Consider the following 22,934-nt stretch of genomic DNA (forward strand, 5'->3'; position numbering starts at 1 on the left):
AGTGGGCTGGGGGACACCGCCGCCTTCATCCCCGCGGGCGGCGGAGCGGTCCGGGAGGCGGCGTCCGTCTCCCGGACCGGCGCGAGCCCTGCCGGGCACGCGTGTGTGTACGGAGCGTGTGCGAAGCCTGCGCGGGACGTTCTCGACGCGCGGCGCACAACGGGGATTTGGCCGAAAATCGACCCTCTGTTCTGTGGGGGACAACGCCTCCCACCACGGAAATCGAGGGCGCGCAGGGCGTCTTGGGGGAGCGTACCGGGGGCGCATTCACGTCGCAGACACCGGGGTGCAGAGCGACTCCCTCAGGGGTGCCGACGAGTTGACGCGGGCGCAGTCCCCGGATCGCGAGCGGCGCCGCCTCCTTCTGCGGGGCGTTCTTCGTGGCAGCATGGTGAACCGTTCGTACGGTGCACTCGGTTGTCCACAGCCTGTGGAGGCGTCCATGCGGTGGTTGGTGGGATGGAGCAGCACCGCCGCGGGCGCGCTGGGCGGATCCGTTGGGCATGACGGTCGTCACGACGACGATGCGGCGTACGGAGGGCGGGTCGGCCAGGACGGCGAGACCCTGCACCCGGTCGGCTCCCAACTCCTGTGGGGCGACCCCGATCCGCTGTGGGCCGTGGGCGACTGGCGCCCCGACGAGGTGCGGGTGGTGAAGGCCGACGCCCAGACCCGGGTCGCGGTCCTCGGCACCTGCGGCGCGACCGACGAACAGCTGCGCGTCGGACTGTTCGCCGCGCGCGGAGGGGCACTTCGGCATCTGACGGCCTGGCCGGGCAGCTACACGGCGATCGTCCAGGTCGGCCGGCGCATCACCGTCTGCGGCGATCTGGCGGGCGCGCGCCCGGTGTTCCACACTCCCTGGGCCGGCGGCACGGCGTACGCGACGGCCGCGCTGCCGCTGGCCGACCTCATCGAGGCCAACCTCGACTTCGGCCACCTGGCGGCGCTCCTCGCCGCCCCCGACGTACCGGCCGCCCTGCACGACTCCACCCCGTACGACGGCGTGCACCGCATTCCGCCGGGGCACGCGCTGATCCTTCGCGCCGGGGCCCGTGAGATCGCCGGGTACGAACAGGTCGCCTCGCTCGCCGTGGCGGCGCCCCTCGCCGACCCGGACAGCGCGGTCGGCGCCGTACGCGACGCGCTCGTCGAGGCGGTGCGCGCGCGTCTGGCCGCGCCCCGGCACGTCCCCGACATCGACCCGGGCCCCGTGCCCGGCATGGGGCCCGCGGAACGGCGTGCCGCGCGCGGGATGCCCGTTCCCGGCATCGGCGCCGACCTCTCCGGCGGTCCGGCCTCCGGCACGCTGGCGCTCCTCGCGGCGGGTCTGCCCGGCATGCCGGGCACGCTGCTGGGGCACGGCACGGGCGCGGGGGAGCGGCTGCTGGCCGTCACCTTCAACGACCTGGCCGTCGGCGGACGCGAGGCCGAGCTGGAACGGGCCGGTGCCCTGGCGGCCAACCCGCGCCTGCACCACGTCGTGGTGGCCGGCGGCGAGGAGGCCCTGCCGTACGCCGACCTGGACGGCCCGCTGACCGACGAACCCGGCCCGAGCCTGGTCACGGCCGCCCGCCACCGGGCGCGCCTCGCGGCGGGCAGCGCCGACCACTTCACTGGCTACGGCGCCCGCCAGGTGCTGGACGCCCACCCGGCCCGCCTCGCGGACCTGTTGATGGACCGCAAACGCCGTCATCTCGTGCGCCCGGTGGCGGCGCTGACGAAGGCCGACGGCTCGGTGCTCGTCCCCGCGCGCGTGTACGGCGCGGCCCGCCGGCTGGCCCGTACGTCGTACCGCGCGGGCGTGGAGGGCCTGGCCGAACGCCTCCTGCACCGCAGCTTCGGCTCCGACGCCCCCTCAGGCGCAGTGGGGGCCTCCCTGGCGGCCCTCACCTGGGGTGGAGAGGGCCCTGCCGCGCGCTGGCTGACGGGGGAGGCGCTGGCTGAAGTATCGGTTCGCCTCCAGGGGGCCGCGCACCGCACCGGCGTGGGACCCGGCCAGCGTCCGGGTGACTACCGGGCCCGCGCCGCCCTCGCCCGGCACGCCATGGACCTGCGCGTCCTGGAACAGGCCGCCGAGATCCGCTCCCAGCGACTGCACGCGCCGTTCCTCGACAACCAGGTCGTCCGCGCGTGCCGTGCACTCCCCGAGACCCTGCGCGTGCAACCGGGGGCGCGTGCCGCGATCCTGCGCACCGTCCTGAAGGGCGCCGGCGTCACCGACCTCCCGCCCGGCTGGGGCGCCCCCTCCCAGGCGTCCACCACCGCGGCGGCCCGGGCGGGCCTGCGCATGGCCATGGACCCTCTCCTCACCCTCTTCGAGGCGCCCCTCCTGGCGGAAGCGGGCCTGATCGAGGCGAGAGTGGTCCGCAAGGCCCTCAGAGCCGCCGCGGCGGGCGAACCCCTTCCCCTGGACGGCCTGGCCGACCTGGTCTCCCTGGAGCTCTGGCTGCGCCGTCTGCTGTCCCGCAGGGGCACCTGCTGGACGGGCACACCGGCACGCGCGCGTGCCGTACCGGCGGGCATCGCGCCCCAGCGACGGGCGGTCTCCTCCGGAGGGTGAGAGACCCACCGCCCACAAACCCGGTGCCCCACGCCTCACCCCCGGTGACAATGAACGGGTGCGGTACAGAATTCTGGGCGTCACCCAGACAGCGGACGACCAGGGCGACGCCGTACCCGTTCCCGGTGCCCGGCTCCGCGCCCTCCTCACGGCCCTGGCCCTGCGCCCGGGTCGGCTCACCGCCCCGGAGACCCTCATCGACGAGGTGTGGGGCGACACCCCGCCCCAGGACGCCCCGGCCGCCCTCCAGGCACTGATCGGCCGTCTGCGCCGGGCCGTCGGCAAGGACAGCGTCACCTCCGCCCCGGGCGGGTACCGCCTCGCCGCGACCGGCGACGACGTCGACCTCTTCGTCTTCGAACGTCTCGTACGCCAGGGCAACGAAGCGCTGGGACGAGGTGACGCCCCGACGGCCGCCCGCACCCTGGACGACGCCCTCGCCCTGTGGCGGGGCCCCGCCCTCGCCGACCTCCCCGACCGCACCGCGGCCACCCGCCCCGAGGCGCTCCGGATGGAGGCCACCCGCGCGCGTGCCGAGGCGGACCTCCTCCTCGGCCGCGCCCGCGAAGCCGTACCGCGCCTGACCGAACTGGCCGCGGCGCACCCGTACGACGAGCCGCTGCACGCCCTCCTCATCCGCGCCCTGCGCGACACCGGCCGCGAAGCCGACGCCCTCGCCGCGTACGAGACCGCCCGCCGCACCCTTGCCGACGGCCTCGGCACCGACCCGGGCCCGCAGCTGCGCGCCCTGCACACCGAGCTCCTCAACCGCCCGGAACCGGCCCACGGCACCCCACCGGCCCACGGCGCCTCATCCGCCCACAGCCCCGGACCGGTCGCACCGCCGACGCCCCGTGCCCCGCTGCAACTCCCCGAGCGCACCGGCAACATCCGTCCGCGACTTACCTCCTTCGTGGGCCGGGAACCCGAGCTCGACGCCATCCGTTCCGAACTGCACAGGGCCCGTCTCGTCACGCTCACCGGACCGGGCGGCTCCGGGAAGACCCGCCTCGCCGAGGAAGCCGCCGCCGGGCTCCCGCAGGCGTGGCTGGCCGAGCTGGCGCCGCTCGACCGGCCGGAGGCGGTGCCGGGCGCGGTGGTCAGCGCCCTCGGTCTGCGCGAGACCGCCCTGATGACCACCGAGCTGGCGTCCCCGCAGGACGACCCGGTCGCCCTGCTCGTCGAGTACTGCGCCCCGCGCAGCCAACTCCTGATCCTTGACAACTGCGAACATGTCATCGGCGCGGCCGCCGCCCTCGCCGAGACCCTCCTCACCCGCTGCCCAGGGCTCACGATCCTCGCCACCAGCCGTGAACCCCTGGGCGTCCCCGGCGAGTCGGTCCGCCCGGTCGAGCCACTCCTCCCCGACCAGGCGCACCGCCTCTTCACCGAGCGCGCGACCGCCGTCCGCCCCGACGCGGCAGCCGCCCTGCGGGACGAGGAGGCCATCGCGGAGATCTGCCGGCGACTGGACGGACTGCCGCTCGCCATCGAACTGGCCGCCGCCCGGCTCCGGCTGCTCACCCCGCGCCAGATCGCCGACCGCCTCGACGACCGATTCCGCCTCCTCACCTCGGGCAGCCGCACGGTCCTGCCCCGCCAGCAGACCCTGCGTGCCGTCGTCGACTGGTCGTGGGACCTGCTCGACGAACCGGAGCGCACACTGCTGCGCGAGCTGTCCGTGTTCGCGGGCGGCTGGGACCTGGAGGCGGCGGAAGCCGTGTGCACCGGCCCGGTCGCGGACCTGGTCGGCGCGCTCGTCGACAAGTCCCTGATCATCGCCGCGCCGTGCGAGCGGGGCCACGGAGCCGGCATGCGCTACCGCATGCTGGAGACGATCCACGAGTACGCCACCGAACGCGCCGCCGAGCTCCCCCGGTGCCGCACGGCGGCCCGACGGCGCCACCTCGCGTGGGTGCGCGCGCTCGTCGAACGGGCCGACCCGCTGCTGCGCTCCGCCGGACAACTGCTCTGGATCTCCCGCCTGGAGACCGAACTGGACAACATCCGGGTGGCCCTCCGGCGCGCGCTCACCTCGGGCGACGAGGAGGAGGCCATCGCCCTCTGTCTCGCCACGGGCTGGTTCTGGTGGCTGCGCAACTACCGCCACGAGGGCGCCGAGTGGAGCGACCGGACCCTGCGCCTCGGCGCAGTCCTGGACACCCTCCGGGAGACCGCGCCCGAAGGTCCGTTCACCGTCCCCGCCGATCTCACCGCCCGCATGGCCGCCCTGGACCCCGTCGACGCCCTGCTCGGAACACCCGCCGCCATGGAGGAGGCCCACCCCCGGCACGCGCAGCGGATGAACCTGCGGATGCTGAACCTGTTCCTGCTGTCGGAGTCCGAGCCGAAGGACCTCGTGGCGGACCCGCGCTACCAGGAGTACCTGGTCCGCCTGCGCGCCGACTACGAGCCGGGCGGCCCCCAATCGGCGCGGATGCCCGGCCTGCTCTGGCCGCTGACCGCCTTCCAGATGCGGGACATGGTCGACGTCCGGGGGGTCCTGGACCGCGCCGTCGCCAACTGCCGCCTCCACGGCGGCGACTGGGAGCTCGGCTGCGCCCTGATGTTCCGCACCCACATGGTCGTCGACTCACCCGGCGGGCTGCACGGCGTGGACGACGACCTGGCGGAGCTGCGCGTGCTCAGCCTGCGCGTCGGCGACCGCTGGATGCGGGCCCAGGTGTGCGGCGCGGCCGGCGAGGCGGAGATGGCGCGCGGCCGTTTCGCGGAGGCGGAGCGGGAGTACCGCGAGGCGCTGCGCCTCGCCTACGAGGTCGGGGCGTACGCCGAGTCGCCGTTCCTCATCGCCCGGCTCGCGGAGATCTCCTACCGCTCGGGCGATGTCGAGGGCGCCCTGACCGCGCTGGACGAGGCGAACAGCGCCGCCGACCGCTACGGCGTGCCCGACGTCCGGGCGTTCGTCCTTCTGCTGCGCTCCCACATCGCGCTGCACGAGGGGGAAGTGGCCCACGCGCGCGTGCTCTGCGACGAGGTCCGCGTGGCGGCCGGGATGGGCACCCCGCCGCCCCAGTTCGTGGCGGCGCTGAACATGCTCGACGCCTCACCGCCGCCGAGTCCGGCCCGGAGCACGGCCTGCCGATGCTCGCCGACACACTGCGCCAGGCGGTGGCCGACCAGTGCGCCGAGGCGGTCACGTCGTCGATCCTGGACAGCGCGGCGCACCTGCTGACCCAGCTCGGGGACCACCCGCGCGCGACCCGTCTCCTGGCGGCCTCCGACGCCCTCCTCCGCCCCCACCCGCGTCCCGCCCCGCAGCACGCCCGGGCCGAGCTGGCCGACGCCGCCGCCCGCGACGCCCTGGGCGCCGAGCGTTACGCGGCCGAGCGCGCCCTGGGCACACCCCTGACGGTGACGGACGCCCTGCACGAGCTCACAGACGGCGTGCGCGACCACCCGGCCGGACCGTCGGCCGCGCCCGCACAGGCGCCTACGAGCAGGTGAACCCGGAGTCCGCCCAGTCCGCGAGGGCCACCGAGTCGAGGCCGCCGTGCGGCTCGACCACCAGACGCACGGTGTCGCGGCCGGTGAGATCCACATGGACGGGAACGGCCGGGTCACCGCCCTTGATCACCCCGGACGTCCAGACCCGGCGCCCGTCGGCGTAGACGGCGAAGGAGACCTTGCCGAGCTTCGACGTCAGGTCGTCGACGCCGACGAGCGCGTCGTAGGAGGAGCACGCCCGGTTGAGGTCGACGGTGACCGAGGAGTCGCCGTGCACGGTCACCCCGCGCTCGTACCACCGGTCCGCGATGGACAGCCCGTACCGCTGCCACACCCAGCTGCTGCCGCCGAGCCGGATCTCGGGTCCGGTTCCGTCACCGCTGACGTCGAAGGACAGCCCGCTCAGCGGATAGACGACCGGGGCAGGCGGCGGCAAGGGTGCCGGAGTCGGGGTGGGCGTGGGGGTCGGGGTGGGTGTCGGGGTCGGGACGGGGGTGGGTGTCGGGCTGGGCGTGGGGGTCGGCGTCGGCGTGGGCGTCGACTCGGGGGCGCGGGTCGGGGTCGGGGCGGCCGCGGGGACGATCGCCGGGGGCCGCGGCTCGCGCTCCTTCGTCGGCGTCGGGGCGGGTGTCGGGTCGTCGGGCTGCGCGACCGGTGCCGGCGCGGACGCCGGGGGTCCGGCCTTCGGCTGCTCCGCGGGACCGCCGTGGCCGATGAGCGCGAGGGCCACCGCGGCGGCCGCCACCGCGACCACACCGGCCGCGATCCCGGCCTTCACGGGGGCGCCCAGCCCCTCCGAGGCCAGCGCTCCGCCACCCGCGCCCGCTCCGCTCGAGGAACCGCTCGCCGCGGCGGCCGCGCCCGCGGCGCCCGCCGCCCCCGCACCGGCACCGCCGGCGATGAGCGCCACCGCCTTGGCGTACCCGGCGGCGCCGAACCAGCCGATGACCGCGACCGGCACGACGGCGGGGATGCTGCCGGCGACCTCCTCGATCTGGAGGGCGGCCAGCCGGCACTTGGCGCACTCCTCCAGGTGCTTGCGCAGCCCTCGTTCGGCCCGGGTGCGCAGCCTGCGGCGGGCGTAGGTGCCGAGCTGGTCGGCGTAGCCGGCGCACTCCTCGTCGCTGGTGAGGGTGGCGCTGACATGGGCCTGGAGGTAGGCCTGCTTGAGTCCCTCACGGGCGCGGCTGGCGAGCACGCGCGTGCCGTTGGCGTCGAGGCCGAAGAGCATGGCGACCTCGCTCGGCGACTCGTCCTCGACCTCGGTGTGCCACAGCACCGCCTGCCAGCGCTCGGGCAGCGAGCGGAAGGCCTGCATGGCCATGGACTGCTCGGCCTCGTGCATCGCGCGCACATCGGCGCCCAGCTCCAGGCCCGCTCCGAAGGAGCCGATGGACACCGTGTCGTCGGCGGCTTCGGAGGAGCGGGTGGACTGCGTGGCGAACACCGCGAAGTCGTCGACGAGTTGCTCCCGCTTCGCCGACCGCGTCCAGTCGGCGGCCACCCGCCGCACGCAGGTGAGGAGATAGGCGCGGACGGCGTACTCGGGTCCCGAGCCGCCGCGCACCGCCTGGAGCATGCGGGCGAAGACCTCGGCGGTGAGGTCGTCGGCGGTGTGCGCGTCCCGGCAGCAGGTGCGGGCGTAGCGGCGCACGGCGTCGGCGTGCCGCCGGTACAGCTCCTCGTACGCCGTGTCGTCGCCCGAGCGCATCCGCTCGATCAGGTCGGTGTCGGCCGGCGGCAGGTCCCGCGGCGGCAGGAAGACCTCGGCCCGCCGCTCGCGCTGGGCCGGAACGCTGCCCTCGGCCGGGTCGTCGAGCGGGCGCAGCGGCGGACGGGCCGCCGGACCGCCCGGGCGACCACCTGTAGGACCGCCCAGGTGCCCGCTCGCGCGTCCACCCTGGCTCGGCACCTGCGGTGAGGTCGGGCCGTCGGCCTCCGTGTCACCGTCACCGGATGGACCGAGCGAGTCGTCCCCACCGTCAACACTCATCGCGGAAAGCCCCCGCCGCCGGCCCAACCAGTCCTGACCACCGGGTCAGAGTGCCATATTGGCTTTTGTTCAGGACCCCGTGGGACGGACCGTCCACTCGTCCGTGGGGACCTGACGCAATCCAGTACTAGGTTTCACCCGTTCGGGCAAGGTTCAACTGTCGTGCCACGGGCAGCAGTTGGCCCCACTGTCGGGAATGGCGCGAATATCCGGTGCGGTGGACGAGGGCGAGGGGCACGCGCCACCCCCGCCCACCGTCACCCTTTCGAGCCACCGGCCCGCAAGCCGCCGAAGCCGCCCCGCCCGGCCCTCACGAAGAGGGACGCGACCGCAGGCCCTCCAGCAGGATGTCCAGCAGCCGCGCCGAGGCCGCCGCCTGCTGAGCCGGATCCGGCAGCGAGGGCGCCGCCGTCGCGATGACCAGCAGGACATCCGACACCGACACATCGGTGCGCAGTTCGCCCGCCTCCCGCGCCCGCTCCACCAGCAGGCCCACGACCTCGAGCAGCGCCGCCGCTCCGGCGTCGTCGACGGCCGCCGTCGTGCCGTCGGCGACGAGTCGCAGTTCACCGCCGCCCGACTGGGTCCGCTGCTGCGGCACCCGCGCCTCGTCGGCCGGCACACCCTCGGCTTCGTCCTCCGCGACGCCGACCCGCAGCACCTGCGGCGGCAGCAACCGCCCGGCGCCGGACGCCACGGACGTCCGCAGGAAACGCGACAGCGCCGACCACGGCTCGTCCTCCTGGCCGAGCGCCGCCCGCGCCTGATCGGTCAGCCGGGACGTCTCCTCCTCGGCTATCCGCCGCACCAGGACGTCCTTGCTCGGGAAGCGCCGGTACACCGTGCCGACCCCGACCCGCGCCCGCCGCGCCACGTCCTCCATCGGCGCGCCGTAACCCAGCTCGCCGAACACCTCGCGCGCCGCGCGCAGTACATGCTCCAGATTGCGCTGTGCGTCCACCCGCAGTGGTGCCGTCCGCGCGCCTTCTCCGCGTCCGTTGCCCACCGCCGTACCGACCGCGCCGCCTGGTGAAAGGGCCGACGTGGACGACCAATGCGAATTGTGAGTGTGCATGAATGTTCCCCCGGTAATGACGTCTCCCCCCGGAGACTCTCCCCGCCATCGAAAGTCGGGGGCGTGGAACACAGGGGACGGCCTCCCCGGGCCCACCCGTCGCAGACCCGCAGAGCACTTCCCCCTGACACCCCGTCGACACACGAACATAGTTGAGAGGGAGTCAATTCAGAAGGGGCAGGTTCCGCACGGAGCGCCCCCCGATCGGAGTACGGGCCGTATACGTCCCGATTGCACCCCTTCCCGCACCCCGGCGCACAGCCGCTGACCTGCGCTCCTGCCCCGCACTCCGATGTTTCGGCCAACCCTGCGCACACCCGACTCGCGGTCACACAAATTGTCGGGGCTGTGGACAAACTCCGGCGTCCGGTGCGTCATGGGATGGTGAAGGAACGTGCGCGCATTCTCGTTGTCGGCGGCGGCTACGTCGGGATGTACACGGCCCTGCGGCTCCAGCAGAAGCTGAAACAGGAACTCGGCCGGGGCGAGGCCGAGATCACGGTCGTCACACCCGACCCGTACATGACGTACCAGCCCTTCCTCCCCGAGGCCGCCGCGGGCTCCATCTCCCCCCGGCACGTCGTCGTGCCCCTGCGCCGCGTCCTGCCGCACTGCCGGGTCGTGGTCGGCGAGGTCACCGCCGTCGACCACGCCAAGCGCAGCGCCAGCCTCACCACCCTCGCCACCGACGAAGAGGGCACCGGCCCCCAGCAGCTGACGTACGACGAACTCGTCCTCGCGCCCGGTTCCGTCTCCCGCACGCTGCCCATCCCCGGCCTCGCCGACCACGCCATCGGCTTCAAGACCGTCGAGGAGGCCATCGGGCTGCGCAACCACGTCATCGAACAGATGGACATCGCCTCCTCCACGCGCGACCCCGCGATTCGCGACGCCGCCCTCACCTTCGTCTTCGTCGGCGGCGGCTACGCGGGCGTGGAGGCGCTCGGCGAGCTGGAGGACATGGCCCGCTACACCACGCGCTACTACCACAACGTCAAGCCCGAGGACCTGAAGTGGATCCTGGTCGAGGCCTCCGACCGGATCCTGCCGGAGGTCGGCGCCGACATGGGCCGCTACACGGTCAGCGAACTGCGCCGCCGCAACATCGACGTACGCCTCGACACCCGCCTGGAGTCCTGCGCAGACCGCATCGCCGTCCTCAGCGACGGCGCCCGCTTCCCGACCCGTACGGTCGTGTGGACCGCCGGCGTGAAACCCCACCCGCTCCTCGCCGCCACCGACCTCCCGCTGAACGCACGAGGCCGACTGAAATGCACCCCCGAGCTGGCCATCGACGGCGTCACGCACGCGTGGGCGGCCGGAGACGCCGCCGCCGTCCCCGACGTGACGGCCGACGAGCCCGGCAAGGAGACCGCTCCGAACGCCCAGCACGCCGTCCGCCAGGCCAAGGTCCTCGCCGACAACATCGTGCGCTCCCTGCGCGGCGAACCCCTGCTGCCGTACTCCCACAAGTACGTCGGCTCGGTCGCCTCGCTCGGCCTCCACCAGGGCGTCGCCTACATCTACGGGCGCAAGCTCAAGGGCTACCCGGCCTGGTTCATGCACCGCGCCTACCACCTCAGCCGCGTGCCCACCTTCAACCGCAAAGCACGCGTGCTCGCCGAATGGACCCTCTCCGGGCTCTTCAAACGGGAGATCGTTTCCCTGGGATCCCTCGAACATCCCCGCGCGGAGTTCGAACTCGCTGCCGGTGGAAAGCCTTCTGACGAGTCTTCCGGCGACCCGAAGGGGTCGTCCTGACCGGATCCAGGAACTCCACCGACCGCCCCCACGTCTGACGAATGTCGGCCCGGACGGCGGCCACACTGCCAGACTGCTCCCTGCTCCAGTCCCTCCCGAGCCCTTCCCAGCGGGCCACCACCCGCCCCCCGACCCACGAGGCCGTTCCACGTGCTCCACACCCCGGGTGCTGTAACAATGTGCGGCCACCGCCGCGCGGCCACCGCAGCCCAGGCCGGGCCCGGAGCCGGGCCGCCGACGACTACACGAGGCAAGGATTCGTGAACTTCACGCGCTGGAGCGCCCGGCTCCCCGGAACGCAGCGCCGCGCCGCCGCGCGAGCCGAGCACCCGGTCACCACCACGGACCGGCGGAGCGAAGGCTCCGTACCCGCGGCCCGCGCCGAACGACTCACCGACGAGCCGCCCCCGGTGCCCGCCGTCGACGAGCTCCCGGTCCGTGAGGTCCTCGACCGCGTCCCGGCCCTCGTCGCCCTCGTGCACGGCCCCGACCACCGCCTCGCCTACGTCAACGACGCCTACGCGGCGGCCTTCGGCGTACGCCCCTGCGGCGAACCGGCCGCCGAGGCACTCCCCGAACTCCGCGACCTGGGCCTCATGCCCCTCCTCGACCAGGCCCTGCGCAGCGGCAAGCCCCGCACCCTGAAGTCCCGCAAGGCCCCCGACGGCCGCTCCTACACCTTCACCTGCACCCCGGCCGCCGAGGACAACGGCAAGGGCGCTGTCCTGATCTTCGCCACCGACGTCACCGACCACGCCGAAGCCGCCGAACGACTCAGAACCAGCGAACGCCGCCAGCGCGAGACAGCCGTCACCCTCCAGCGCTCCCTCCTCCCCCAGGAGCTCGAAGAACCCGACGACCTGCGCATCGCCGCCACCTACCAGCCCGGCGGCACCGAGGCCGCGGTCGGCGGCGACTGGTACGACGTCATCACCCTCGGCGGCGGCCGCACCGCCCTCGTCATCGGCGACGTCATGGGCCGAGGCGTCCGCGCGGCAGCCGTCATGGGCCAGCTCCGCACGGCGGTCCGCGCCTACGCCCGCCTCGACCTGCCCCCGCACGAGATCCTCCAACTCCTCGACGGCCTCGCCGCGGAGATCGACGCCAACCAGATCGCCACCTGCGTGTACGCCATCCACGACCCCAACGAGGGCCGACTGGTGTACGCCTCCGCGGGCCACCTGCCCATCCTGGTCCGCGACGACAACGGCACCGTCCTGCGCGCCGACGAACCCACCGGCCCGCCCCTGGGCACCGGCGGCTGGATGCACGCCTCCGGCTCGATCCCCCTCGGCCCCGGCTCCACGGCCGTCCTCTACACGGACGGCCTGGTCGAGCGCAGGGACGAAGACCTCGACGAAGGCATCGCGTCCCTGGAGCGCGCCCTGTCCGGCGCGACCGGCACCCCCCAGGTCGTCTGCGACCGCCTCGTCCGCTCGGCCGGCGTCACCGCCGACCACGACGACGACGTCGCCGTCCTGGTCCTCCAGCACCCGGCCCGCACCGGCCCCGACGGCGAGCTGTTCCGCAACGCGGCCCTGGAGCTCCTGGGCGGAGTCGAGGCGGCCCCACGCGCGCGTGCCTTCGCCTCGGGCGTCCTGACCAGCTGGCGCTTCCCGCCCGACCTGCACGACCTCGGCGTCCTCGCCGCCAGCGAACTCGTCGCCAACTCCCTCCAGCACGGCACCCCGCCCATGCGCCTGCGCCTACGCCGCACGGACCGCCGCCTGATCATCGAGGTCACCGACGGCGACGACCACCTCCCGCGCCGCCGCCGCGCCGAACCGGGCGACGAGTCGGGCCGAGGCATCGCCATCGTCGCCACGATCGCCTCCCACTGGGGCAGCCGCCGCACCCCGGGCGGCGGAAAAGCCGTCTGGTGCGAGTTCGTCCTGCCGAAGTCCGCGGAGTGACAGTCTCAGGGCCGGGGAAGGCACCCCGGCCGGGTCACGGCCGCCCGCCGACAGGAAAGGCAAAGGCGGCCGCCGTCCTTTCGGACGACGACCGCCTCCACCCGCCTCACGCCTCGGCGGCCACCGGCTCCGCCACCGCGCCACCGCGCGCGACCACCCGCTTCCGCGCCAGCCACGGCTGATCCTGGACGGCGGTCAGCTGCCGCCCCAGCCGCAGCGCCAGGTAGGTGATCCCCAGCGAGAACAGCAGGAACGTCACGATGTACGGCGCGTGCAGCGAGGCCCCCATCGGCCCGCCCACCGCCGGCCCGACGGCCAGCGCGAGCTGCTTCACCAGGGCGAACGCCGAGTTGTACTGTCCCGCCAGACCGGCCGGCGCCAGATCGGCCACCAGCGGCGCGATCGTCGGCGACAGCATCGCCTCGCCCAGCCCGAACAGCGCGTACGTCGACACGAACGCGGCCGTCGCCATTTCCCGACTGCCGTGTCCGAGCCCCGCGTACCCGGCGACGACCCACGCGACGGCCCAGATCAGCCCCACGGCCGCGATCACCCGGGACCGCTTCTGCCGCTCGACGAACTTCAGCACGGCGAACTGCGCGACGACGATCATCGCGGTGTTGGCGGCGAGCGCGGTCCCGAGCGCGGACGTCGAGATTCCGGCGGCCTCGACCCCGTACGCGCTCAGCCCCGACTCGAACTGTCCGTAGCAGGCGAAGAACAGCACGAAACCCAGCACGCACAGCTGCACCATCGCCCGGTTGCCGAGCAACCGCTTCCAGCTGCCCCCGGCAGCCTGCGGGGCGTCCCCGACCCGCGGAGCGTGCGGCAGCCGCACGGTCGACAGCACCACGGCGAGCAGCAGGAACATCGCCGCCTCGATGGCGAACAACAGCGTGAACGAGGACACGCGCGTGGTGTCCACGAGATGCCCGCCGATCAGTCCGCCCACGCCGAGCCCGAGGTTCTGAAGGAAGAACTGTGTCGCGAACGCCCGCGACCGGGTCTCCGTGGTCGAGCAGTCCACGATCATCGTGGCCAGCGCCGGCTGCATCACGGCCTGTCCGGCGCCGAGCGCGGCCGCGGCGGCCAGTACGGCGGTGGCGTTGCCGGCCAGCCCCAGGCTCAGCGCGCCCAGCGCGGCGGTGACCAGGGCGGCGAGCAGGACCGGCAGTGGACCGCGCCGCACGATCGCCCGGCCGGCGAACGGCAGCACGATCAGCGCGGCCACGGCGAAGACGGCGAGGACCAGCCCCGCCGTCATGGCCCCCAGTCCCCGCACCTGCGCCACATAGACGTACAGGTAGGGGACGGTGAAGCCGAGCCCGAACGCGCTGAGTGCGTTGCCCACGTGGATCCGGCGCATCGCTGCGCCCCTCGCCCTGGTCACGTTCACCTCTCTCAGGTGGTCGTCATCGGTACCGGGCCCGAGCAGCGTCAGTACTTCCGCTGCCTCAGTACTTAGTGCCGAAGACTTCGAAGCTAAAGTTAGAAGCTAAACTGTACACCGCGAAGAACTTCAACGCGAACGAGCTCCGTGCGATACTTGCGCCCATGGGCGACACCCCCGGCACGGTCGGCACCGGCAGCGGCGGCGAGCCGACCCTCGAAGAGCAGATCGCGGCCTATCAGCGCGAATTCCAGGACCTCGACCCCCAGGTCGAGAAGATCGTCTCGGCGCTCTCCCGCCTGAACCGCCGGATGAACGTCGCCTATGGCCGCCAGACAGCGGACCTGGGCATCAGCAACGCCGAGTGGGAGGTCCTCAAGGCACTGGTCCTCTCCGGGGCCCCCTACCGCCTGGGACCCAGCGATCTGGCCAAGCGCCTCGGCCTGACGCCGGCCGCGATGACCCACCGGATCGACCGCATGCTCGCCGAAGGACTGGTGACCCGTGAGCGGGACGAGTCCAACCGCGTGCGCGTGATCGTCGAGCTGACGCCCGAGGGTCGCGAGAAGTGGCTGGAGGCGATGCGCATGGCGACGGTCTTCGAGGAGGACCTCCTCCAGGACCTCTCCGCGGACGAGCGGACGGTCCTGGGCGAGGTCCTGACCAGGCTCCTGCGCCGGGTGGAGCACGCCCAGCCGGACGCCGGCGGCCGGCTCAGCGACCTCGACTGAGCAGCCCGCCCCGGTCGGGCTAAAAGATCTTGACAGGGGTGGTTGACATCCCCATCCAGGGTCCGTAAAGTTCTTCGGGTTGCTAGGGAGCCGTAACGGTTCTTCGACAGCACCTCCGCCGCAGTAGCGGCACCACAAACCACCAGCACGATCTCCCCACGGGATCGAATTCGGCGTGCCCGAATTCAATTCGATTTGGGGTCGGCAGCCCGATTAGGAACTGCCGAGCGGATCCGCTAAGGTTTGAGACGTCGGAACGGCCCAACAGCCGGGAAGACAAGCCCCCTCTGACTGGGAATCAGGCCCGAAAGGATCTGATAGAGTCGGAACCGCCGGAAAGGGAAACGCGAAACAAAAGCGGGAGCCTGGAAAGCACCGAGGAAATCGGGTCGAGAAAAGATCTGATAGAGTCGGAAACGCAAGACCGAAGGGAAGCGCCCGGAGGAAAGCCTGAGAGAGTCTCTCGGGTGAGTACAAAGGAAGCGTCCGTTCCTTGAGAACTCAACAGCGTGCCAAAAATCAACGCCAGATATGTTGATACCCCGTCCCCGGCAGTGATAGCCGAGGATGAGGTTCCTTTGAAACAAAACACAGCGAGGACGCTGTGAACGGCCGGGCTTATTCCGCCCGGCTGTTCCGCTCTCGTGGTGTCGACCGGATTACCGGTAAACATTCACGGAGAGTTTGATCCTGGCTCAGGACGAACGCTGGCGGCGTGCTTAACACATGCAAGTCGAACGATGAACCACTTCGGTGGGGATTAGTGGCGAACGGGTGAGTAACACGTGGGCAATCTGCCCTTCACTCTGGGACAAGCCCTGGAAACGGGGTCTAATACCGGATAATACTTCCACTCGCATGGGTGGGGGTTAAAAGCTCCGGCGGTGAAGGATGAGCCCGCGGCCTATCAGCTTGTTGGTGAGGTAATGGCTCACCAAGGCGACGACGGGTAGCCGGCCTGAGAGGGCGACCGGCCACACTGGGACTGAGACACGGCCCAGACTCCTACGGGAGGCAGCAGTGGGGAATATTGCACAATGGGCGAAAGCCTGATGCAGCGACGCCGCGTGAGGGATGACGGCCTTCGGGTTGTAAACCTCTTTCAGCAGGGAAGAAGCGAAAGTGACGGTACCTGCAGAAGAAGCGCCGGCTAACTACGTGCCAGCAGCCGCGGTAATACGTAGGGCGCAAGCGTTGTCCGGAATTATTGGGCGTAAAGAGCTCGTAGGCGGTCTGTCGCGTCGGATGTGAAAGCCCGGGGCTTAACCCCGGGTCTGCATTCGATACGGGCAGACTAGAGTGTGGTAGGGGAGATCGGAATTCCTGGTGTAGCGGTGAAATGCGCAGATATCAGGAGGAACACCGGTGGCGAAGGCGGATCTCTGGGCCATTACTGACGCTGAGGAGCGAAAGCGTGGGGAGCGAACAGGATTAGATACCCTGGTAGTCCACGCCGTAAACGGTGGGAACTAGGTGTTGGCGACATTCCACGTCGTCGGTGCCGCAGCTAACGCATTAAGTTCCCCGCCTGGGGAGTACGGCCGCAAGGCTAAAACTCAAAGGAATTGACGGGGGCCCGCACAAGCAGCGGAGCATGTGGCTTAATTCGACGCAACGCGAAGAACCTTACCAAGGCTTGACATACACCGGAAACGTCTGGAGACAGGCGCCCCCTTGTGGTCGGTGTACAGGTGGTGCATGGCTGTCGTCAGCTCGTGTCGTGAGATGTTGGGTTAAGTCCCGCAACGAGCGCAACCCTTGTTCTGTGTTGCCAGCATGCCCTTCGGGGTGATGGGGACTCACAGGAGACTGCCGGGGTCAACTCGGAGGAAGGTGGGGACGACGTCAAGTCATCATGCCCCTTATGTCTTGGGCTGCACACGTGCTACAATGGCCGGTACAAAGAGCTGCGAAACCGTGAGGTGGAGCGAATCTCAAAAAGCCGGTCTCAGTTCGGATTGGGGTCTGCAACTCGACCCCATGAAGTCGGAGTTGCTAGTAATCGCAGATCAGCATTGCTGCGGTGAATACGTTCCCGGGCCTTGTACACACCGCCCGTCACGTCACGAAAGTCGGTAACACCCGAAGCCGGTGGCCCAACCCCTTGTGGGAGGGAGCTGTCGAAGGTGGGACTGGCGATTGGGACGAAGTCGTAACAAGGTAGCCGTACCGGAAGGTGCGGCTGGATCACCTCCTTTCTAAGGAGCACTTCTTACCGGGCTTGCCCGGTCAGAGGCCAGTACATCGGCGTACGTCCGATGCTGGTTGCTCATGGGTGGAACGTTGATTATTCGGCATTCTCAGTCATCTCGGGCTGCAAGTACTGTTCTTCGGAGCGTGGAAAGCTGATCACGAGTGGCGAGGGTGCCGGGCACGCTGTTGGGTATCTGAGGGTGCGAGCGTTTGCTCGTCCTTCTGATGCCGGCCCCAGTGCACTCGGATCCGTTAAGGGTTCGGGGTGATGGGTGGCTGGTCGTTGTTTGAGAACTGCACAGTGGACGCGAGCATCTGTGGCCAAGTTTTTAAGGGCGCACGGTGGATGCCTTGGCACCAGGAACCGATGAAGGACGTGGGAGGCCACGATAGTCCCCGGGGAGTCGTCAACCAGGCTTTGATCCGGGGGTTTCCGAATGGGGAAACCCGGCAGTCGTCATGGGCTGTCACCCGCTGCTGAACACATAGGCAGTGTGGAGGGAACGCGGGGAAGTGAAACATCTCAGTACCCGCAGGAAGAGAAAACAACCGTGATTCCGGGAGTAGTGGCGAGCGAAACCGGATGAGGCCAAACCGTATACGTGTGAGACCCGGCAGGGGTTGCGTGTACGGGGTTGTGGGATCTCTCTTTCACAGTCTGCCGGCTGTGAGACGAGTCAGAAACCGTTGATGTAGGCGAAGGACATGCGAAAGGTCCGGCGTAGAGGGTAAGACCCCCGTAGTCGAAACGTCAACGGCTCGTTTGAGAGACACCCAAGTAGCACGGGGCCCGAGAAATCCCGTGTGAATCTGGCGGGACCACCCGCTAAGCCTAAATATTCCCTGGTGACCGATAGCGGATAGTACCGTGAGGGAATGGTGAAAAGTACCGCGGGAGCGGAGTGAAATAGTACCTGAAACCGTGTGCCTACAAGCCGTGGGAGCGTCGGACATCAAGCTTGCTTGGTGTCTCGTGACTGCGTGCCTTTTGAAGAATGAGCCTGCGAGTTTGCGGTGTGTTGCGAGGTTAACCCGAGTGGGGAAGCCGTAGCGAAAGCGAGTCCGAATAGGGCGTTTCAGTAGCACGCTCAAGACCCGAAGCGGAGTGATCTAGCCATGGGCAGGTTGAAGCGGAGGTAAGACTTCGTGGAGGACCGAACCCACCAGGGTTGAAAACCTGGGGGATGACCTGTGGTTAGGGGTGAAAGGCCAATCAAACTCCGTGATAGCTGGTTCTCCCCGAAATGCATTTAGGTGCAGCGTCGTGTGTTTCTTGCCGGAGGTAGAGCACTGGATAGGCGATGGGCCCTACCGGGTTACTGACCTTAGCCAAACTCCGAATGCCGGTAAGTGAGAGCGCGGCAGTGAGACTGTGGGGGATAAGCTCCATGGTCGAGAGGGAAACAGCCCAGAGCATCGACTAAGGCCCCTAAGCGTACGCTAAGTGGGAAAGGATGTGGAGTCGCACAGACAACCAGGAGGTTGGCTTAGAAGCAGCCACCCTTGAAAGAGTGCGTAATAGCTCACTGGTCTAGTGATTCCGCGCCGACAATGTAGCGGGGCTCAAGCGTACCGCCGAAGTCGTGTCATTGCAGCTATAGGGCCAACGCCCGCTGTGATGGGTAGGGGAGCGTCGTGTGCCGGGTGAAGCAGCCGCGGAAGCGAGTTGTGGACGGTTCACGAGTGAGAATGCAGGCATGAGTAGCGATACACACGTGAGAAACGTGTGCGCCGATTGACTAAGGGTTCCTGGGTCAAGCTGATCTGCCCAGGGTAAGTCGGGACCTAAGGCGAGGCCGACAGGCGTAGTCGATGGATAACCGGTTGATATTCCGGTACCCGCTGTGAAGCGTCAAACATCGAACCAGGCGATGCTAAGTCCGTGAAGCCGTTCCGGACCCTTCGGGGAAAGGAAAGTGGTGGAGCCGACGAACCAGACTTGCAGTAGGTGAGTGATGGGGTGACGCAGGAAGGTAGTCCATCCCGGGCGGTGGTTGTCCCGGGGTAAGGGTGTAGGACGGTGTGTAGGCAAATCCGCACGCCATATAGTCTGAGACCTGATGCCGAGCCGATTGTGGCGAAGTGGATGATCCTATGCTGTCGAGAAAAGCCTCTAGCGAGTTTCATGGCGGCCCGTACCCTAAACCGACTCAGGTGGTCAGGTAGAGAATACCGAGGCGTTCGGGTGAACTATGGTTAAGGAACTCGGCAAAATGCCCCCGTAACTTCGGGAGAAGGGGGGCCACGTCTGGTGAGAGCACTTGCTGCTCGAGCTGGGGGTGGCCGCAGAGACCAGCGAGAAGCGACTGTTTACTAAAAACACAGGTCCGTGCGAAGCCGTAAGGCGATGTATACGGACTGACGCCTGCCCGGTGCTGGAACGTTAAGGGGACCGGTTAGTCACAATTCGTTGTGGCGAAGCTGAGAACTTAAGCGCCAGTAAACGGCGGTGGTAACTATAACCATCCTAAGGTAGCGAAATTCCTTGTCGGGTAAGTTCCGACCTGCACGAATGGCGTAACGACTTCTCGACTGTCTCAACCATAGGCCCGGTGAAATTGCACTACGAGTAAAGATGCTCGTTTCGCGCAGCAGGACGGAAAGACCCCGGGACCTTTACTACAGTTTGATATTGGTGTTCGGTTCGGCTTGTGTAGGATAGGTGGGAGACTTTGAAACGTGGACGCCAGTTCACGGTGAGTCGTCGTTGAAATACCACTCTGGTCGTGCTGGATGTCTAACCTGGGTCCGTGATCCGGATCAGGGACAGTGTCTGATGGGTAGTTTAACTGGGGCGGTTGCCTCCTAAAGAGTAACGGAGGCGCCCAAAGGTTCCCTCAGCCTGGTTGGCAATCAGGTGTTGAGTGTAAGTGCACAAGGGAGCTTGACTGTGAGACCGACGGGTCGAGCAGGGACGAAAGTCGGGACTAGTGATCCGGCGGTGGCTTGTGGAAGCGCCGTCGCTCAACGGATAAAAGGTACCCCGGGGATAACAGGCTGATCTTCCCCAAGAGTCCATATCGACGGGATGGTTTGGCACCTCGATGTCGGCTCGTCGCATCCTGGGGCTGGAGTCGGTCCCAAGGGTTGGGCTGTTCGCCCATTAAAGCGGTACGCGAGCTGGGTTTAGAACGTCGTGAGACAGTTCGGTCCCTATCCGCTGCGCGCGCAGGAATATTGAGAAGGGCTGTCCCTAGTACGAGAGGACCGGGACGGACGAACCTCTGGTGTGCCAGTTGTTCTGCCAAGGGCATGGCTGGTTGGCTACGTTCGGGAGGGATAACCGCTGAAAGCATCTAAGCGGGAAGCCTGCTTCGAGATGAGTATTCCCACCCCCTTGAGGGGTTAAGGCTCCCAGTAGACGACTGGGTTGATAGGCCGGATGTGGAAGCCCAGTAATGGGTGAAGCTGACTGGTACTAATAGGCCGAGGGCTTGTCCTCAGTTGCTCGCGTCCACTGTGTTGGTTCTGAAACCACGAACAGCCCCATGCCATGGTCACGGTATGGTGCGGCTGGACAGTTTCATAGTGTTTCGGTGGTCATAGCGTGAGGGAAACGCCCGGTTACATTCCGAACCCGGAAGCTAAGCCTTACAGCGCCGATGGTACTGCAGGGGGGACCCTGTGGGAGAGTAGGACACCGCCGAACAAATATTACGAGAAACCCCCGCACCTCACGGTGCGGGGGTTTTCTGCGTTACGGTGCATTCTATGTACACCTATGTGGTTCGGGTCGTGCGGGCTGAAGAGTGGGCCCTGGTGAAGGACCTGCGGTTGCTCGCACTCAGGGATCCGGTGGCACCGCTGGCCTTTCTGGAGACATATGAGGCTGCCGCGGTGCGCCCCGACTCCTTCTGGCAGGAGCGGGCGGCCGGAGCGGCCGAGGGGGCTGCCGGCGTACGTCAGTTCGTCGCCGAGGCGGAGGACGGGCAGTGGGCGGGGACGGTCACCCTGCTCCTGGAGGAGGCGGGGACCGTCGACTGGGCCGGTTTCCCCGTGGAACGGCGGCAGGGGCACATCGTCGGGGTCTATGTGCGGGACGAGTGGCGTGGCGGCGGGATGACGCGGGCGCTGCTCGACGCTGCCGTCGACTGGGCCTGGCGGTCGGGGGTCGAGCGGGTGCGGCTCATCGTCCACGAGAAGAACGAGCGGGCGCAGGGGGCTTACCGCAAGGCGGGGTTCATACCGAGCGGGCGGACCGTGCCGTTGGGGCAGGGGACCGGGGAGACCGAGACCGAGCACGAGTTCGTCCTCGAGCGCCCCGAGGCGTCAGACCGGTAGGTCGTGGTGCGGCCAGCGGGCCTTGGCCTGTTCGCGGGAGCGGAGCAGGGCCAGGGTCGGCAGGCCCCGGTCGGTGCCCGTGGCCAGCAGGTCCGGGAGTTGGGGGATGGGGGCCACGGCCGCCACGTCGTCGAGCACCAGGGACATTGGTGGGTCGAGGCGACCGGAGGATGACCGTTCGGCCATGCGCCGGCCGCGCTCGACCACGCTGGAGACGAGGGCCGTCAGGAGCGGCATCGCGCCGGGACTGGTCCTGGGGTCCTCGATTGATTCACCGAGCACATAGAGACTTCCCCCTTCGTCCACGAAGGAATCCAAGGCGAGGGCGTCAGTTCGGTTGGGAGTGCACGCCTCGCGGATGTTCACCGTGGACAGGGCGGAGAGGGCACGGGAAGTCAGTTCCTGGGCGATGTCCCGGCGTTCGGGGTGGGCGGTGAGGGCGGCTTCGAGTTCGCCCGCAGCGCCCGGGGCGGCCTTGGGGTTGGTCCGGAGGGTGCGGACGGCTTCCTGGATGCCGGTGCCCTGGGACCAGCGGTGGACGTGGCGGATGGTGCGGCCGTCGACGGCCGCGGCGTGCAGGTAGCTGCGCAGGAGGATTTCGGCGGTGTCGCTGACCGCCTGGTCGAGCCGCGAGGCGGGACGTACGGGGGCGAGGAGCGCCGTCGCGCGCGAGATCGCGGTCTGTTTGTCCTCGCAGCCCGTGGTGGGGGACCAGTGGAGGCGGGCCGGGGTGTCGCAGAGGTGGCCGGGGTCGTAGAGGTGGACCGGGCCCAGTTTGGCTCGGGCGTCCTTGGTCTCCTCCCAGAGGGTGGGGCTGGAGGTGAGGATGACGGCGGGGCCCTCGGCGTCCCGGATGGCTTGGATCGCCGTCGCGTGGCGGGTCTCCGGCGGGGCGTAGTGCGCCGCGCCCTCGAAGCGGTTGGCTTCCCATCCGGCAACCCGTTCACCTGGAACAGCCGGGAACAGGGCGGCGGCAGCCGATGTCGAGGGCTGTTGTTGCTGTTGCGGTTGGAGGGACGGTTCGAGCGAGGCGGCCGGCGTGGCCGGCGTCGGCTGAAGGGGCTGCGTCGGTGTCGGCGGCTCGGCATCCGTCCTGGGGGCGGTCTCGACGCGTTGGGTCGGCACCTCGTGGTGCGTCGGTGGCGTCACGGTCTCCTGGACCGGCGCCGGAGCCGGTGCGAGATCTGCGCGCTTCCTCGCTCGTACGGCCCGCCAACGGGCGAGTGTCCCCATCACGAACACCGTGAGGACGAGCAGGATCATCACCTGGCCGATGAACAGGCCCCAGAACAGCCCGTAGCCCGAGAAGTCCGCAGCCTCCGCTTCGGGCCAGGCGCCGGGGATGTCGTGGGGCCGGGCGATGAGGTGGCGCATGGCCAGCGGGGTGCGGGCGAAGGTGACGCCCGCCGGCCAGGAGCCGTGCGCGAAGAGGGCCGCCAGGCCGGTCGCCGTCCAGACCAGCAGGGTCATGCCGAGCAGGAAGGCGAGTATCCCGACCAACAGGCCGTCGGGGATGCCTCCCTGGCCGTGGCCGGGGTCGCGGCGCTGCTCGTCTCCCGGTCTCATGGC

Annotated in this window: 9 protein-coding genes, 3 rRNA genes and 1 pseudogene; 9 read left to right on the forward strand and 4 right to left on the reverse strand. The window is 69.4% G+C overall.

Annotated features, from left to right (window positions below; all coding sequences use genetic code 11):
- Positions 1-442: 442 nt before the first annotated feature.
- Complete coding sequence (locus OHU34_RS22540; RefSeq protein ID WP_142265020.1) at positions 443-2,563, forward strand: asparagine synthase-related protein; 2,121 nt, start codon at positions 443-445, stop codon at positions 2,561-2,563.
- A 58-nt stretch (positions 2,564-2,621) separates the two neighbouring features.
- A pseudogene (locus tag OHU34_RS22545) lies at positions 2,622-6,028 on the forward strand (BTAD domain-containing putative transcriptional regulator).
- Here OHU34_RS22545 and OHU34_RS22550 read toward each other — a convergent pair.
- The gene (locus OHU34_RS22550) at positions 6,015-8,021 is read right to left on the reverse strand and encodes a sigma-70 family RNA polymerase sigma factor (RefSeq protein WP_142265018.1); all 2,007 of its coding nucleotides are present in this window, start codon (positions 8,019-8,021) and stop codon (positions 6,015-6,017) included. The pseudogene OHU34_RS22545 and the gene OHU34_RS22550 sit on opposite strands and share 14 nt — an antisense overlap.
- 310 nt (positions 8,022-8,331) lie before the next feature.
- Complete coding sequence (locus OHU34_RS22555) at positions 8,332-9,096, reverse strand: TetR/AcrR family transcriptional regulator (RefSeq protein WP_142265017.1); 765 nt, start codon at positions 9,094-9,096, stop codon at positions 8,332-8,334.
- Positions 9,097-9,477: 381 nt separating this feature from the next.
- Between OHU34_RS22555 and OHU34_RS22560 the strand changes: the two genes are divergently transcribed.
- Together OHU34_RS22560 and OHU34_RS22565 are read left to right on the forward strand one after the other, a co-directional pair.
- Entirely contained in the window at positions 9,478-10,857 is a 1,380-nt protein-coding gene (locus tag OHU34_RS22560; protein ID WP_142265016.1) for an NAD(P)/FAD-dependent oxidoreductase, read from the forward strand.
- 260 nt (positions 10,858-11,117) lie between these two features.
- The gene (locus tag OHU34_RS22565) at positions 11,118-12,770 is read left to right on the forward strand and encodes a SpoIIE family protein phosphatase (protein WP_142265015.1); all 1,653 of its coding nucleotides are present in this window, start codon (positions 11,118-11,120) and stop codon (positions 12,768-12,770) included.
- A 106-nt stretch (positions 12,771-12,876) separates the two neighbouring features.
- Here the strand turns inward: OHU34_RS22565 and OHU34_RS22570 are convergent, their stop codons facing one another.
- A complete protein-coding gene (locus OHU34_RS22570; protein WP_200839726.1) occupies positions 12,877-14,136 on the reverse strand; it encodes an MFS transporter in 1,260 nt (419 codons plus the stop codon).
- A gap of 188 nt (positions 14,137-14,324) precedes the next feature.
- Between OHU34_RS22570 and OHU34_RS22575 the strand changes: the two genes are divergently transcribed.
- The 5 genes from OHU34_RS22575 (at position 14,325) to OHU34_RS22595 (ending at position 21,365) form a co-directional block, all read left to right on the forward strand.
- The gene (locus tag OHU34_RS22575; RefSeq protein ID WP_020665696.1) at positions 14,325-14,891 is read left to right on the forward strand and encodes a MarR family winged helix-turn-helix transcriptional regulator; all 567 of its coding nucleotides are present in this window, start codon (positions 14,325-14,327) and stop codon (positions 14,889-14,891) included.
- Between the two features lie 672 nt (positions 14,892-15,563).
- Positions 15,564-17,089 (forward strand): 16S ribosomal RNA (locus OHU34_RS22580).
- Between the two features lie 314 nt (positions 17,090-17,403).
- Positions 17,404-20,526 (forward strand): 23S ribosomal RNA (locus OHU34_RS22585).
- 90 nt (positions 20,527-20,616) lie between these two features.
- Positions 20,617-20,733: ribosomal RNA gene (gene rrf, locus OHU34_RS22590) — 5S ribosomal RNA — on the forward strand.
- Together the 16S, 23S and 5S rRNA genes form the textbook arrangement of a ribosomal RNA operon.
- Before the next feature lie 62 nt (positions 20,734-20,795).
- Positions 20,796-21,365, forward strand: coding sequence for a GNAT family N-acetyltransferase (locus OHU34_RS22595; RefSeq protein WP_405768010.1), 570 nt, complete (start codon positions 20,796-20,798; stop codon positions 21,363-21,365).
- On the opposite strand, the gene OHU34_RS22600 is transcribed toward OHU34_RS22595, so the two are convergent.
- Positions 21,354-22,931 carry a type VI secretion protein gene (locus OHU34_RS22600; RefSeq protein WP_405768012.1) on the reverse strand — a complete coding sequence of 526 codons (1,578 nt, stop codon included), beginning with the start codon at positions 22,929-22,931 and terminating at the stop codon, positions 21,354-21,356. The two genes, OHU34_RS22595 and OHU34_RS22600, sit on opposite strands and share 12 nt — an antisense overlap.
- Positions 22,932-22,934: the final 3 nt, after the last annotated feature.

The sequence above is a fragment of the Streptomyces sp. NBC_00080 genome (assembly GCF_045041255.1).
Taxonomy (GTDB): Bacteria; Actinomycetota; Actinomycetes; order Streptomycetales; family Streptomycetaceae; genus Streptomyces; species Streptomyces coriariae.

What these genes read in the sequence shown, in the direction of transcription:
- OHU34_RS22540 (WP_142265020.1), top strand. Translation starts at nt 443, where the DNA reads ATGCGGTGGTTGGTGGGATGGAGCAGCACCGCCGCGGGCGCGCTGGGC.
- OHU34_RS22550 (WP_142265018.1), bottom strand. Translation starts at nt 8,021, where the DNA reads ATGAGTGTTGACGGTGGGGACGACTCGCTCGGTCCATCCGGTGACGGT.
- OHU34_RS22555 (WP_142265017.1), bottom strand. Translation starts at nt 9,096, where the DNA reads ATGCACACTCACAATTCGCATTGGTCGTCCACGTCGGCCCTTTCACCA.
- OHU34_RS22560 (WP_142265016.1), top strand. Translation starts at nt 9,478, where the DNA reads ATGGTGAAGGAACGTGCGCGCATTCTCGTTGTCGGCGGCGGCTACGTC.
- OHU34_RS22570 (WP_200839726.1), bottom strand. Translation starts at nt 14,136, where the DNA reads ATGCGCCGGATCCACGTGGGCAACGCACTCAGCGCGTTCGGGCTCGGC.
- OHU34_RS22575 (WP_020665696.1), top strand. Translation starts at nt 14,325, where the DNA reads ATGGGCGACACCCCCGGCACGGTCGGCACCGGCAGCGGCGGCGAGCCG.
- OHU34_RS22595 (WP_405768010.1), top strand. Translation starts at nt 20,796, where the DNA reads ATGTACACCTATGTGGTTCGGGTCGTGCGGGCTGAAGAGTGGGCCCTG.
- OHU34_RS22600 (WP_405768012.1), bottom strand. Translation starts at nt 22,931, where the DNA reads ATGAGACCGGGAGACGAGCAGCGCCGCGACCCCGGCCACGGCCAGGGA.